11 protein-coding genes are annotated in these 14,977 nt (G+C 66.2%); 4 read left to right on the top strand and 7 right to left on the bottom strand.

Going from position 1 to position 14,977, the window contains the following annotated elements; all coding sequences use genetic code 11:
• Position 1: 1 nt before the first annotated feature.
• The 5 genes from MesoLj_RS16075 to MesoLj_RS16055 all read right to left on the bottom strand — a co-directional run bounded on the left by MesoLj_RS16075 (position 2) and on the right by MesoLj_RS16055 (position 5,370).
• A complete protein-coding gene (locus MesoLj_RS16075; RefSeq protein ID WP_202326666.1) occupies positions 2-310 on the bottom strand; it encodes an EthD family reductase in 309 nt (102 codons plus the stop codon).
• A gap of 104 nt (positions 311-414) precedes the next feature.
• Positions 415-1,638 (bottom strand): GNAT family N-acetyltransferase, encoded by a 1,224-nt coding sequence (locus MesoLj_RS16070; RefSeq protein ID WP_244735453.1) that lies wholly within the window; start codon positions 1,636-1,638, stop codon positions 415-417.
• 31 nt (positions 1,639-1,669) lie between these two features.
• A complete protein-coding gene (locus MesoLj_RS16065; protein WP_202326665.1) occupies positions 1,670-2,893 on the bottom strand; it encodes a GNAT family N-acetyltransferase in 1,224 nt (407 codons plus the stop codon).
• Between the two features lie 9 nt (positions 2,894-2,902).
• A complete protein-coding gene (locus tag MesoLj_RS16060) occupies positions 2,903-4,204 on the bottom strand; it encodes a hypothetical protein (protein WP_181179991.1) in 1,302 nt (433 codons plus the stop codon).
• Positions 4,201-5,370, bottom strand: a complete 1,170-nt coding sequence (locus MesoLj_RS16055) for a glycosyltransferase family 4 protein (protein ID WP_244735547.1) — start codon at positions 5,368-5,370, stop codon at positions 4,201-4,203. Before MesoLj_RS16055 ends, MesoLj_RS16060 begins: the two co-directional genes overlap by 4 nt.
• A 417-nt stretch (positions 5,371-5,787) precedes the next feature.
• On the opposite strand from MesoLj_RS16055, the gene MesoLj_RS16050 reads away from it, so the two are divergent.
• Positions 5,788-6,957 (top strand): DUF1972 domain-containing protein, encoded by a 1,170-nt coding sequence (locus tag MesoLj_RS16050; RefSeq protein WP_202326663.1) that lies wholly within the window; start codon positions 5,788-5,790, stop codon positions 6,955-6,957.
• Positions 6,954-8,222, top strand: coding sequence for a glycoside hydrolase family 5 protein (locus MesoLj_RS16045; RefSeq protein WP_202326662.1), 1,269 nt, complete (start codon positions 6,954-6,956; stop codon positions 8,220-8,222). Before MesoLj_RS16050 ends, MesoLj_RS16045 begins: the two co-directional genes overlap by 4 nt.
• An 85-nt stretch (positions 8,223-8,307) precedes the next feature.
• Here the strand turns inward: MesoLj_RS16045 and MesoLj_RS16040 are convergent, their stop codons facing one another.
• Positions 8,308-9,642, bottom strand: a complete 1,335-nt coding sequence (locus MesoLj_RS16040; protein ID WP_202326661.1) for a VpsF family polysaccharide biosynthesis protein — start codon at positions 9,640-9,642, stop codon at positions 8,308-8,310.
• A 1-nt stretch (position 9,643) separates the two neighbouring features.
• Complete coding sequence (locus MesoLj_RS16035; RefSeq protein ID WP_244735452.1) at positions 9,644-11,731, bottom strand: GumC family protein; 2,088 nt, start codon at positions 11,729-11,731, stop codon at positions 9,644-9,646.
• A gap of 329 nt (positions 11,732-12,060) precedes the next feature.
• Here MesoLj_RS16035 and MesoLj_RS16030 point away from each other — a divergent pair, with 329 nt between their 5' ends.
• Entirely contained in the window at positions 12,061-13,569 is a 1,509-nt protein-coding gene (locus MesoLj_RS16030) for a glucosamine inositolphosphorylceramide transferase family protein (protein ID WP_202326659.1), read from the top strand.
• A gap of 112 nt (positions 13,570-13,681) precedes the next feature.
• The gene (locus MesoLj_RS16025) at positions 13,682-14,866 is read left to right on the top strand and encodes an FAD-dependent oxidoreductase (RefSeq protein WP_202326658.1); all 1,185 of its coding nucleotides are present in this window, start codon (positions 13,682-13,684) and stop codon (positions 14,864-14,866) included.
• Positions 14,867-14,977 lie beyond the last annotated feature (111 nt).

Genomic DNA, 14,977 nt, shown 5'->3' with positions numbered 1-14,977 from the left:
GTCACACATCTTCACCGTCGAAGATCAGCATGTCGGCGCCGCCGGTCGCGAAGACCTGGAGGTCGGCTGCGGCAGCCTGCCCTTCGGCGCTGGCGAATGCATTCTGGATGGCGGCCAGATCGTCAAACCGCAAGGTAGCGAGCAGGTGGACCTTCGCTGGTCCGGCCGGCGTCATCACCGGGCCGCGGCTGATTTCATAGCGCCGCAATCCCGGGATGGTCTTGGCCAGCGGAATGTGCTTTTCGCGATAATAGGCATCGAACGCCGCCGGATCCGCAGGCGTGCCGTACATCACCACCAGGCTTGCCATCATTGCCTCCCGAAATCATTGTTCTTTCGGGAGCCTGATGACGTTGGCGGGAGCTTGTCAATCCACCCGTCCCTCCCAGAACGAAGTCGCCTTGACGAGCAGCCTCAGTTCTTCAATCGCCGCAACCGGCGCATCACACCTTGCACGGTCTTGTACAGTTCCGGCCTGGAGCGCACGAAAAGCTCGATCCTGCCGCGCAGCTTGATATAGGCGGTCGCCCCGCTGCCCCGCAGCGTGATCGGCTCGCACAGCTCCGCCAGCACCGAGCTTGAAGCGCCGATATGCTGCTTGTAGCCCTGGCTGCCGACCGACAGGTCGAAATAGCCGAGCCCTTGCGTCACCCCCCACATCATCAGCTTGCCGATTGTCGTCAGGCCCGGCGAGGCGTTGGCCACCGCGTCCTGGTCGATCCCGAGCAGAAGGGCGTGCAAGGTGCCCTTCATGATCAGCACGTAGATGACGGCGAGATAGGTTTGCCCGACACGCAGCCCGAACAGCCGCACCGAGCCGTCGGACAGGCCTTGCAGGGCGGCGTTGCGATAGAACTCGACGACCGGTGCCTGCGTCAGGAGGTCGAAACGCCCGAGCTCGCGAAAGCGATTGAGCCTGAGTTCCAGCAGCGTCGCGAACTGCTTTTCCACCATATCCGGTGTCTCGGCTTCGGCCAGGTCGAGCTTGCCCATCTGTTCGAAGCGGCGGCAGTGCTTGTGGAAGTTCTTGGCGAAGGACGATTTGCAGATGCGCTTGATCAGCGTCGCCGGCTCGCCATGCATGGCCAGGCCCGAGGCGATCTGGATGGAATCGCGCGTCGCCGAAAGCAGCGCCAGCGGATTGGCGACGCCATGGATCTGTTGCGGAATGCCCGCGATGTGGATGCGGTCCGCCGGCGGCAGCACGGCGCGGACCGCTGCCCACGCGACATCGGCACCTTGCCTGGTCCAGGGTCTCGCATCGGCCAGCAGCGGCGCCGAATAATCGCACACGCCACAGCTCAGCCATTCGATGACATGGTGTCCAAGCGCCCGGCGCCGCATCAGCGGCAGCAGCATGACCGGCGCGCCCGTGACGGCGTCGTTGACCTCGACGACCAGCAGCTCGGCACTTGCGGGCATCAGCCGTTTGGCGATCCCTTCCACCCAGGCAAGGCCCTGATGACCGGTGCATAGGCCGGTCGCCTCAAGGCGCTGCCACAGCGGCCTTACGCTGTCGAAGCTGGTGTGCAGCCGCGCCGTATAGTGCGCGACGGCGCCCAGACCGGCGACATCGGGGGAGGCCAGCTGGCCCGCTGCATCCGCTACCGCTTCTATTCGCATTGCCTGGCCTGCCACGTCCTTCTCCCGTCGTTCAGGCCCGCCCTCGTCATCCCCCACGAAGACGCCGCAAACCTCGCATCATCCCCTGGGCCGCGGTGCGCAGCCGGGGGTTGGAACGCACGAAGGCTTCGGTCCGGTTGCGGAGCTCGATGGCAGTGCTCGCGACACGGCCCCGCACCGTCAACCCCTGGCGTAGTTCGGCCAGCACCGAAGCCTTGGCGCCCATACGTTCCTTGTAGCTCTGGTCGCCAACCGACAGGTCGAAGTAATCGAACCGCCGCTCGCGCGCCCAGCCTATCAGCCGGCCCATGATCAAGAGGCCCGGTGAGACATTGGGCACCACGCTCTGGTCCATAGCTATCAGCAGAGCATGAACAGTCCCTTGATGGACCACCGCATATTGGACGGCGATCAGGGCATCGCCGACGCGCAGCCCGAAGAGCCGCACCGATCCGTCCGGCAGACCCTGCAGGGCGGCGTTGCGGTAGAAATCGACAACCGCCTCCTGCGTCAGCAGGTCGAAGCGGCCAAGCTCGCGAAAACGGCTGAGCCGCATCCGGATCAGTTCGCCGAAGAGTTGCTCCACCTCGGCCTGCGTGCCGGCCTCGACCAGCTCCACGCCGCCGAGCCGTTCAAGCCGGCGCCAGTCCTTGCCGAATTCCTTGACGAAGGATGGCCTGCACAGGCGCTTGAGGACGGTTTCAGGCTCGCCGTCGATGGCCAGGCCGAAGGTGGTCTGGAGGGAATCGCGCGTCGCCGGAAGCAGCGCCAGCGGATTGGCGACGCCGTCGATGCGCCGTGGAATTCCGAGGATGTTGACGCGGTCCGCCGCCGGCAGCACGGAGCGCACCGCCGCCCACGCGGCCTGCGCGGATTGTGCCGTCCACGCGCTCGCATCGGCCAGCAGCGGTGCCGAATAGTCGCAGACGCCACAGCTCAGCCATTCGATCACCCGATGGTGGAAGGCCGGCCGCAGCATCAGCGGCACCAGCATCAGAGGCGCGCCCGTCACCGCGTTGTTCACTTCAACGATGAGCGGCTCCGCGCCTGCCGGCATCAGCCGCGCCACGATCCCCTCCACCCACGCGAAATGCTGGTGGGCGGTGCAGACGCCATCCGTCTGGAGGCGCAGCCAGAGCGGCTTGACCGCTTCGAGGCTGGTGTGCAATCGCGCCGTGTAGGCGTCGTTCGCGGCGACGATGGCGGAATGAGAGGCCTGCCCGTCGGGCAAGTCGGTCACCGCGGCAATCTGTACTGCCTGCTCTGCCACATCCCTCTCCTATCGCTTTGCCGCGGCGAACGTGACCGCCCGCCGCCAGGAGCCGAGGCGGCTGTGCCGCTGCTGGTCCGGATGCTCGATGTTCCACATGCGGTGATGCGCGAAATACCATGATGCCACGAGCACGAAGGTCTCGGAGACCGCCGAGCCCAGCAGCGCCCATGGCGGGGACGCGACGGCCAGCAGGATCGCGATCAGCGCCAGCCCGACGATCGCGCCGCCCATCGTGATGAACGCGACGATCCGGAAATCGCCGAAGATCTCGAGCACGATGCGGGGCATGATGTAGAGCATGATCGGCACAAAATTCGCGATCACGAAAAGCCCGATGAACCCGACCGAGGCATCCTGCAGAGCCTGGGATTTTATCATCGGCAGGACGAACATGATGGCGCATCCATAGGCCAGGCCGCCGAGCCCCATGACGAGCGACCAGATCTTCGCCTGCGCCCAGACGCGGCGCGTTTCGTTGGCCTGCATCAGCTTCGCGAGTTCCGGCTGCGTCATGTTGACGAAGGCAAGGCTGATGATGCGCAGAGGAGCGAACAGCACGAGGACCGCCGCCAGCGGCGCATAGGCGGCCGGTCCGGCAATGCCCGCGACCAGCAGCGCCAGGCATTGACCCTGGATGTTGGTGGTGGTCGCGCTGAAGGCCGACCAGCACAGCTGGCGCCAGAGCTTGGTGTAGCGCCGGCGCGTCGGCATGCGGAAACTGACGCGAACCCTGCGGCCCGCCAGCCGGACCAGGACGAAGATGCCAAATAGATTTGCCGCCGCAAGGGCGTAGAACACGGTCTGCAGCACGTCCCTGGCGAACCAGATCGCCAGCCCGGCGAGCACGATGCCGGCGATCGTGAAGGCGGCGTCGCTGATGGAGACGACCACCTGCTGGCGACGCGTGAAGAATGCCGTGCGCATGTGGCTGCGCAGCGACCAGGCGCCGACGAAGCAGCCGGCGGCAATGCCGCTTGGGTCGCCCAGCAGATGCATCAGAATAGCCGTGCCGGCGGCCATCAGCAGCGCCACGACCAGCGCCGCCGTTCCGAAGGCCACGTCATGGGCATCGACGCCGGCTCTGTTCGTGCTCTTGCTCATCCAGATCGAGGCGGGGACGGCGGTAAGCGACCTGATGTAGGACAGGCCGACGCCGCCCATCACCATGGCGAGGGCGAAAAGGCCGTAGCCTTGCGCCGACAGCATGTGCAGCAGCGCGAGGTTGAGGGCGAAGTGAAAGCCGCTCTGCATTGCCTCGCCGCCGATCATCAGCACGAGGCGTCGCACCAGATGGACGGGGAACTTCACGGCTGTGTCTCCGCCTGGCGGGTGGTCGCCGCCTTGCCTGGCCTTGCCATGGCCGCCTTCAGCTTGTCGGCGGCGATCGCGGCGATCGCCGCGGCCGCGACCGGCTCGCTGAACATCGTCTCGTAGCGCTTGCGCCCGGCGGCGACGAACCCGCGCCAGGCTTCAGGGGCAAGCACGATCTCCTGCAATTTCGCGGCAAGCGCGGCAGCATTGTCAGGCGGAACATGCCAGCCGGTCTCGCCATCGCTGACCACCTCGACCAGTCCGCCGATCGCCGACACCAGCGGCGGCCGGCCATAGGCCATCGCCTCGATGGCGACGCGGCCGAGCGATTCCGGGCGCCGCGATGGCACCGTGACGATATCGGCCCAGCGATAATGCTCGGAAGGGTCTGAGATGAAAGGCAAGGTGCTGACCTGATCGGCCAGCCCCATGGTCCCGACGAGTTCGGCCAGGGCGCGCTCGCGCTCGACGCTTTCGAAAGCGCCGCCGACCAGCCGCACCTCGATCCTCGACTTCAGCTCCGCCGGCATCGAGGCGATTGCCTCCAGAAGCACCTCCTGGCCCTTGATCCGGTTGATGCGGCCAAGCAGCAACACCCGCAGCGGGCGCTTGCCGTCATAGGTCATCGGTTCGGCCGCTGCCGGACCGGCAACGCCATTGTAGACGACATATGAGCGCGCGGATCTGGGATCGCCGAACGCGGCGCGCGTGGCGCGCGAGTTGAAGATGAGATCGGCACGGCTCCAGTGCATCAACCCGACCAGGATCCGGCGCAGCACGCCTTCGGGAATCTCGTGGATGTGCAGCAGGGCCTTCTTCGGCAGCAGGCGCGAGGCCAGCGCATAGTCGGCGACGATCGAGGTGTTGACGTAGACGAGATCGCAATCGCGCAGGCGCCGCCATGCCCGCCACAGCGCGACCGGCAGCCGCGCCATCTCGATGGTCGCCAGCCTCAGCATCGCCTGACGCCGCAGCACCCAGAGCGGTTCGAAGACGATCCGGCTGGCATGAGGCTCCAGGATCTCAAGGATCGGCCCGCTGCGCGGCAGGACCACTTCGATGTCGGCGGACGGAAACGCGGCGCGCAGCGCCGCCACGCTCTCCGCGAAGCTGCGGTCGGAGCCGTAGAGTTCGTAGCCCTGGTGGATGCAGGCAATCCGCATCTTCACATGCATCTTTCTGTCAGGGGTGGTGTGACGATCCCGCCGCCTGACGGTACCGGCGACCGGAAACACCCCTTTGGACTTCACTGGTTGCGAGTGTGGTCATGAACGGGGATCACCACACCAATGCTGCGCGCCCTCCGCCGATTCCGGCGCGCAGAAGTCCATCAGCAAGGATCATACCGGGCTAATATACCCATCTGCGGGCCGACTGGCCCCGGCATTGCCTCGTTTCGATACACATACGTGCGGAAAGTTGACCGATAGTGAAACAACTCCGGCGGTTGGAAGAAATATTTTACAACCCCAGTGCGATGATGGCCGGAACTGAGTCTGGCATGGATATCGCTAGGCTGCGGTTCTGAGATGACACAGCCTCGCATCACGGATCGAGCGGACCTGAAAGTACCAGCAGCCATGAAATCGGAACAGCCTTCCATCCTGATCCTGGGAACGCGCGGCATTCCCGCGGCCCATGGCGGCTTCGAGACCTTCGCCGAGAAGCTGGCCCTCTTCCTGGTCGCACGCGGCTGGAAGGTCGGCGTCTACTGCCAGGAAGAGGTCGAGCGGGTCGACCAGCGGGTGCGCCTCGACAGCTGGCGCGGCATCGACCTGATCCACATCCAGGTCGCCTCGAAAGGCCCGCGCGCGACGCTGGAATTCGACTGGCAGTGCGTGCTCGATGCCGCGCGCCGGCCCGGCGTCTGCCTGGTGCTCGGCTATAACGGCGCGGTATTCCTGACCTGGCTCAGGCTGATGCGGCGCAAGATCATCACCAATATGGACGGTATCGAGTGGCGCCGCCCGAAATGGGGAGCAGCGGCGCGCACCTGGTTCTGGCTCAACGAATGGATCGGCGCCTGGGCTTCGCACCGTCTGGTCGCCGACCATCCTGTCATCGCCGATCACCTGGCGACACGGCGGCCGCGCAGCGCCATCGCCACCATCACCTATGGCGCCGACCCGGTGACATCGGCACCCGAGGCGCCCGTACGCGCGCTCGGGCTCGAACCTGGAAAATACCTGATCTCGATCGCGCGCATCGAGCCCGACAACAACATCCTGCCGATCGTCGAAGCCTTCTGCAGCCAGAAACGCGACATGAAGCTGGTGGTGCTGGGCACGCTCTCCGACCAGAATCCCTATCATGTCGCCATCCGCAAGGCGGCGAACGCCTCGGTGGTGCTGCCGGGCGCCATCTACGACCAGGCGGCGGTCAAGGCGCTGAGGTATCACGCGCGCGCCTATATGCATGGCCACACCGTCGGCGGCACCAACCCGTCGCTGGTCGAGGCGCTGGCCGCCGGCAACATGGTGATCGCGCACGACAATCCCTACAACAGATGGGTCGCCGGGGCCGCCGCCGTCCACTTCACCGATACGCGGAGTTGCGCCGAGCGGATGCGGCAGGCGATGGAGGATGACGCGCTGGTCAAGGCCTGCGGTGAAGCCGCCAGGACGCGCGCCCGCGAAGCCTTCCGCTGGGAGGATGTGCTGCTTGCCTATGAGGATGAAGCCTACCGGCTTCTCGGCGTGACATCGGAGCGGACAGCCGCGATCGACCGCCCCTCGCCCGGCGCCGTATGACGGGCTGGTCGCGGCGGCGGTTGCTGTGTACCGCGCTGTCGACGGCGCTGGTGCCCGCGGCGCTGGCGCAGCTTCCCGCACCGTCCGCGCTTGCCGCCAGCGGCGAATGGCGTTTCCGCCGCGGCGTCAACGCCTGGCCCTGGTTTGCGCTGACACGCGAATTTCCCGCCCCGCGCACCGACTATGACTGGCCGCCCTTCCAGGCGCAGCGGCCGGTGCCAACCCCCGACGACCTCCGCCGGCTACGTGCCACCGGGCTCGATTTCATCCGCTTGCCCGTCGATCCCGGCCCGTTCCTGGCCGCCGACGCCACCACGCGCGGCAAGTTGCTGGATATGCTGGACGCGGCCGTCGCCGCCACGATCGACGCCGGTCTCGGCATCATCGTCAACGTCCAGGCCAACGGCGCCACCCATTACTGGAACCCCGACCGCATGGTCTCCAGCACCGCGGCACCCGAATTCGCGGCCTATCGGGCGCTGGTCGGCGAGCTTGCCGGCAGGCTGGACCGGTTCACGCCCGGAATGGTGGCGCTGGAGCCGGTCAACGAACCGGCGCAATCCTGCGATTCAAACGTCTGGTCGCAGGTCCAGGCATCGCTGCTGACGGCGGCGAGAGCGTCATCCCGGGCCTTGCCGCTGGTCGTCACCGGCGGCTGCGGCTCGATGGTGAGCGGGCTGGCCGCGCTCGATCCGGCCCCGCTGGCGGCCTTCGAGCCGATCCTGTTCACCTTCCACTTCTACGAGCCCTATCTGTTCAGCCACCAGGGCGCGCCGTGGATGCGCGAGCCCGTCTACCGCGCGCTGAACAACGTGCCGTGGCCGGCCTCCGCCGGTTCGCTCGAAAAGACGCTGGCCTCCGTCAGGGCGCGCATGGCCGCGGATAAAGAGACCTCCGAAGCGGACAAGATGGCCGCTTATGCCGAAACCGAGCGCGTGCTGAAAGTCTATTTCGACGCCCGGCCCGACCGCTGGTTCATCGACAAATATTTCAGCCAGGCGCGCGACTGGGCCGACAGAAACGGCATCGCGCCGGCGCGCGTCATCATGGGCGAATTCGGCGCGCTGCGCACGGACGCGCGTTATGTGGCAGCACCCAACCCCGACCGCGCCCGCTACATCGCCGACGTCCGGCAGAGCGCCGAGGCCGCCGGCTTCCCCTGGGCCTTCTGGGACCTCTTCGACGGCATGGGCATGATGGACGACAAAACCCGCGCGCTGGACCCGGCAATGGTCGAGGCGCTTGGGTTGATGATGCCGGGGTAAGCGCCGACCGTCCCGATTGACAGAACGCCTCCCTCTCTTCGTCATCCTAGGGCGGAGCAAGGAGCGAAGCGACGCGGCGCAGACCCTAGGATGACGAAAAGCGTGGTTGCGTCTGGGCTTTTCTTCCCACCACACCCGTTGCCGGCCGATACAGCACCAGCGCGATCACCACGAATTTGGTCATGAGCGTCGTCTTCGATGCCAGGCTTTCGGAGGTGTTGAGCAGGATCAGCCAGCCCAGCATCAGCAGCCAGATGCCGGCATGGCAGCGGCGCGCCACTTCGTGCATGAACAGCGCGAAGCCGACGAACAACAGCAAGGTGAAGAAGGCGCCCTGGTAGAGGACCATGCGGATGATCGGGTTCTCGATGCCCTGCTCGAGGCCGCTGATGCGGCGCAGGCTCTCGATGAGGTCGATATCCGGCCCCACGATCACGTCGCGCAATTCCAGATGATTGAACAGGTCGAACATCTCGACGCGGGCATTGGCGCTGCCGGAGTCGGACACGAAGCGCTCGAGCAGCGCGTCGAAAAAGCCGTAGGACGCCGCCACCGCGATGACCACCGGGACCAGCGCGGCAAGGATGAGGCCCAGCGCCGCGCCAAGCAGGTTGACGCGCCCCGTGCGCAAGCCGCGCAGGCCCAGGATGAGGAGGTAGCAACCGCCGAGCACGATCGTCAGCACCATCGCCGACCGGCCGCCGAAGGCGACGAGCGCCGCGCATTGCAGGCCGATCATCCCGAGCCGCAGCGGCATGGACAGCGATTTCGAGCCGGAGAGCAGCGCCAGCACATAGATCGAGGTGACCGTGGCGTTGGACAGCGGATGGCCCTGAAGCGCCGTCGAGCGCAGGTCGGTCATGAACGCTTCGCCGTCGAGGCGATAGGGAAAGATCAGCGTCTTGGTGGCGAACTCGAACAGCGCCAGCAGTGCGTTCACGGTCATGATGGCGTGAACCACGGTCTGCATCCGGGCGAAGGTCTTCTCGTCCTGCTCGCCCAGCATCATCACCAGCAGCGCCGGCGCCACGAACGTGTCGATCATGCCGGCCATGCCGGGGCGCTGGCGCGCGATGACGACGACCAGGAGCACGATCGACATGACCGCCAGCAGCGTGCTGGCCGGCCGCCGGTCGGCGACGGCAACCATGTAGCCGACCGGATTGCCGAAGGTGCAGGCGCGCCAGGCAAACACGATTATCAGCAGATAGGTCGAAGGATGGATCTTGGTCGCGGGGTTGCCCGTCAGGCCGTCGTAATTATAGCCCACCAGCCACAGCATGCCGCCGGAGATGGCGAACAGCAGCGCCACGACGGTGACCAGGCCGAAGCTCGTCAGCCAATCGACGGAGCTGCCGGCGCCGGCCTGACCCGAACCGGCCCAGCCGGCTGCCGGGTTGGCGGTCCGGATCGCAACCATGTCAGGCCGCCTCGTCGACCAGCAAGGCGCCGGTCGGCAACCGCCCCATGACGGAGATGGCCTGCGAGGCCGTCGTGACATCGCGCATCGGCGTCGAGTTCAGTGTCGCGACCATCACGATCTCGTCGACCATGGCGACCAGCGGCGAGGCGTTGAGATTGTCGGCCAGCGCGCCGCCATCGACGACGACGAGATCGAAATTGCGGCCCGCCTGCGCCAGCATGTGCTGCGTGAAGTAGACGCCCTGCGCCTCGGAAAAGACGGCCTTTTGCCTGCCCCTGCCCAGAACAGCGACATTGCTGCCGGCCGTGTACTGGCTCAGCGACTCGAAGGCATATTCGCCGCGCAGCACGTCGAGGAGGCCGGGCTGCGGCTCCTTCTTGCCGCCGCCGGCATTGTTGGTGTCGATGAACAGGACGCGGCTGCCCCTGGCGGCCGCCGCATTGGCGAGCAGGCGCGCCACCCTGCCCCGTTGCGCGGCGTCCTCGGGCGGCGATGTCAGCAGGATGGACGGCACCAGCGGCCAGTTCGGCGGACGCCGGCTGGAGGCGAACAGGCGCCTCAGCGCCAGGCCCGCGACCGCATCCGTCTTCTGCCCGGCCGAGGCGGCCGCGCCGCCGAAAGGCCACCAGCGGCGGCGCGCTGATTTCGCCGGCAGGACGCCAAACACCGGCGCGTCGATAGCCGATTGCATCTGCGCGCTGGAAAGCACGGTCGGCGAGGAATATTCCGCGATCAGCGCGAGCGCGGTGCCCAGCCCCAGCCCGCCGAAGAGCGCGCCGAAAAGCAGCAGCGGCAGGGGCGGCCAGCTCTTCTTCAAGGCGGGCATGGCCTGCGAGATGATGCGCGCATTGGTGCTGTCGACATTGATCTGCTCGCGCGTTTCCTGCGCCCGCTGCAGATAGGTGGCGTAGACCGAGCGCACCGCCTCGAGGTCGCGCTGCAATTCACGCAGCTTGACCGAAGCCTGGTCGGTGTCGAGCGACTTGCTCTTCATGCCGGCGACCTTGGCCTCCAGCGCCTGCTGGTTGGCCAGCGCCCGCTCGTAGTCGGTCTCGGCGGCGGCGCCGATGCGGCCGAGTTCGCGCGCGATGAGGGCGCGCGTGTCGCGCAGCTGCTGCTGCGCCGCGATCATCGAGGGGTGGCGCGGCCCGAGTTCGGTGCCAAGCTGCGAGACCTGGTCGACAAGCGTCGCCTCCTGCGCCCGCAGGCTCGATATCACCGACGAGCGCATCGCTTCCGAGGTCGCGTCCGGCGCGCCGCCGGACCGGCGCAGCTGGTCGACCTGCGCCTTCAGCGTCGCGGTGCGGCTCTGCGCGGCGGAAAGCTGCGTGTTGATCTCGGTCAGTTCCTGGTCGCTGACCAGATTGCCCGCCGCCATCACCATGTTGTGGGCGGACTTGTAGGCCTCCACCGCGTTCTCGGCCTGCTGCACGCGCTTGCGCTGTTCGTCCAGCCGCGCGGTGATGGAATCGGAAGCGTCGGTGGCCATCTTCGCGCGCGCGCTCGCCTGGTCGGCGAGGTAGGCCTGCGCGATGGCATTGGCGAGCTTCGCCGCCTTGTCGGGGCTCTTGGCGGTGACGATCACGTCGAGGACCAGCACCTTGTCGGCCCGCTTCACCGCCAGCCGCCGGCGCAGCGCATCGAGCGTCTTTCCGGTCCTGTCGGTTTCAGCCGACCCCGAACCCAGCAAGCCGCCGAGCAAACGGCTCACCAACCCGCCCTGCCCGTTGAATTCCGGATCCTCGGTCAGGTTGGTTGCCTCGATGGCCCTGAGCAGAACGCCCGTCGACTGGACGACGCTGACCTGGCTTTCCACCATGGTGATGCCGCCATCGGGCGGAACGCGGCTCGGATTGACGTCGTTGGTGACCACCTGCAGGTCTTGCGGATCGATGATGATCTCGGCCACCGAACTGTAGAGCGCCGGCGTGAACAGCCCATAGAGCAGAGCCCCAAGGGTCAGCAGCGCGGCGGTAAACAAGATCAGAAAGCGGCGGCGCACCAATATGCGCTTCAGGTCACCCAGCTCGACGGTAGAGGATGCATAGGACGCCGTCGGCGCTGGCTCCGGGGCGTATTGGATCACCTCTGGAGCGTGTTGTTGCGGCAACGAGAGCAGGGATGATTGCAAAGGTCGCTCCGACAACACTCCATATGCCCCAAAAGATTAATTGCGGCCTCAGCCTAGCTATTCCTCCAACTGTTAAAACACTGTTAATTATGTTGGGAGCTCTTCTGATTTTTGGCACGGAGTTTGCCTAATAAAGGCACGATCGTGGTGACGCGGGCGCGGGCGAGCAGGAGACGGACGGAAATGGGGCAACACTTCACTTCGACCCATCCGTCCGGGCCTCTGGCGTGTCCAATTTTCGAACACCGGCCAGATGCCGAACGTCAGGATGCTAGGGGTGCGACATGCGGGTGAGCCTGCGCCTGGACAGCGAGCGCGTCCGTGCTTTTCACCTGCTGCTCCTGCAGCGTCTGGCCGAACTGGCCCCTGTCGAGGTTTCCGTCGACGCCAGGCCGGCCGGGGGCGGCATTCCAGGCAGCGCCACGGCGCTGTTTCAGCTTGAGACGGCCATCCATGGCCTGCCGGCGGACGGGCTGGCCAAGCGCCTGCCGCTTTCGGCTTTGGCGCCCTACCGGACGCAGCAGCCCGCCTCCCCTGATCTGGTGATCGACCTCTGCGGCGACGTCCAGCTGGAAGGAACGCGGGTCTGGCGCGTGACCTATGACGGCGCCGCCGGCGAAGCGGCCCTGCTGGCGCTGATCCTCGACGGCCGCACGCCGATCGCCCGCATCGAGGAGAACGGCACCACTGTTGCCGAAGGACGCCTGGGCACCGAATATGGCGGCATCGCGCTTGCCTCGTTCCAGGACATGCTGGCGCGCACGGCAAGCCTGATCGTCGCCGCCATGGCCGGCACGGCGCGCACCGTGCCCGTCCTGCCTGAACCGGCGCAGGCCGGCGCCTCGCCGCAGATGCCCTCCACCACCAGGCTTGGCATCAGGGCGGGCAAGGCGCTGGCGCGGCGCGTCGTCCAGAAGATCTATCACCTCTGCTACAATGCCCCGCACTGGAAGGTCGGCTGGCGCCAGACCAATGGCCGCGACCTGTTCGACCTGCGCGCCCATCCGACAACAGGCTGGCAGGTGCTGCCCGACGACGGCAGCCGCTTCTACGCCGATCCGTTTCCGATCCTCCATCAGGGACAGGTAACCCTGTTCGTCGAGGACTATATCCACCGCCTCGGCAAGGCCATCATCTCCGCCGTGCCGTTTGGCCCATCGGGGCCGATCGGACGCCCCGAGCCGGTGCTCGACCTGCCCTACCACCTCTCCTACCCCTTCGTCTTCGAGCGCGACGGCGAGGTCTGGATGGTGCCGGAAAGCTGCGCCAACCGCACGGTCGACCTCTACCGCGCCACCGCTTTCCCCGGTGGCTGGGTCAAGGAAGCGACGCTCTTGTCCGATATCGTCGCCAGCGACGCCACGCTGGTCGAGCATGGCGGCCTCTGGTGGCTGTTCGCCACCGTCCGCGACGGCGGCGGCGCTTTCTCCGATGCGCTGCACCTGTGGTCGGCGCCGGACTTTCGCGGGCCGTGGACGCCGCACCCCAAGAATCCCGTATTGGTCGACATCGCCTCGGCGCGGCCGGCCGGCCGCATGGTCAGGCGCGGCAACGACCTGCTGCGCCCGGTGCAGGATTGCCGCAGGAGTTACGGCGCGGCCCTTGGCATCGCACGCGTCGCTCACCTTGATGTGAACGGCATGGAGCAGGTTGTCGAGACCATTTTAACCCCTGGTGCGCTATGGAATGGGCGCAAGCTGCACTCGCTCAACGAGGCGGGCGGCCTGGAATTCATCGATGGCTCGGCGATCGCGCCGCGCTGGAAACAGGAGAGGCGCCCACCATTAACCTGAACAGTGGGTACTACCAGCCACCCGCGCTGGTTGCTTGAGGTTGATATGGGCCCGGAAGATATTTCCACCACAGATTGCGGACACGGAAGATGACCAGCAGAAGGGCAACGACATGACCACCGCCGAGGCTGCCCCGGCCGAAGTCGACGTGGCGATCATTGGCGCCGGAATGGCCGGCACCACCCTGGCAACACTGTTGGGAAATGCCGGCCGCAAGGTGGCGTTGATCGATCCGCACCGCGTTCATCACGACGAGTTCCGGGCCGAGAAGATCGGCATGCAACAGATGCAGTTGTTCAAGAAACTCGGCCTCGACAAGATGCTCATGCCTCTCGTCACCCCGTTTACCGACATTCACGTGTTCCGCCTCGGCCAATTCTTCGCATGTGAAAAGAAGTGGGAATACGCATTTTCCTACGGTGCGCTGATCAATGGCCTGCGCGACGCCTTGCCGCCGCAGGTGCCGCTGACGGTCGGCAAGGTAACCGAGGTCTCGACCGGACCGGACCGGCAGCGGCTGGTGCTGGCCGACGGCTCCGTCATCAATGCCCGCCTGCTGGTGGTGGCCACCGGCTACAGCGAGGCGGTGCGGCGCGCCATCGGCGTCGAGCGCATCGAGCTGTCGAAGGCGCATTCGCTCTCGATGGGATTCGATCTCGCCATTTCGCCGCGTGAATTCGCGTATCAGTCCATCAACTGCTTCGGCAAGCGCGCCAAGGACCGTGTCGCCTACATCACCATCTTTCCGATCGGCAACAAGATGCGGGCGAACATGTTCGTCTATCGCACCGTCGCCGAACAATGGACGAGGGACTTTCGCGCCAATCCGCAGAAGATGCTTTGCGAGCTGATGCCCGAAATTTCAGCGCGGTGCGGCAACTTCGAAGTGGCGAGCCCGGTCGAGGTCAGGCAGGTCAACCTGACGACCACGGCGGGCCATCGCCGCGACGGGGTCGTCTTCATTGGCGACGCGTTCTGGACGACATGCCCGACGCCGGGCGTCGGCATCGGGCGGGTCATGATCGATGTCGACCAGCTTCATTCGGTTCACATTCCGCGCTGGCTGGAAACACCGGGCATGGCGGCCGACAAGATCAGCACTTTCTATGACGACCCGGTCAAGGTGGCGTCCGACGAGGGCGGCATGCGTGCGAGCATCTATGCCAAGCGGATCACCACTGAAACCGGGCTGGAATGGCGCGCGCGGCGCCTGCGCAACAACACGGCGCGCCGGCTGATGATCATCAGCCGCAAGGTGCGCCATCTGGGACCGCGGCGGGCGCCCGGCATAGCGTGAGGGACTTTCCCGCCAAAAGCAAAAAGGCGCGATCGAGCGACCGCGCCTTGCACCTCGCCCCATCGGGCGAAAGCGTCGTTCCGGCCCGCTCAGGGCGGCGGCGGCGGCGTC

Source organism: Mesorhizobium sp. 113-3-9 (assembly GCF_016756515.1).
Classification (GTDB): Bacteria; Pseudomonadota; Alphaproteobacteria; order Rhizobiales; family Rhizobiaceae; genus Mesorhizobium.
Note: the sequence above shows the minus strand (reverse complement) of the source record. Positions and strands in the feature narration are given on the sequence as shown.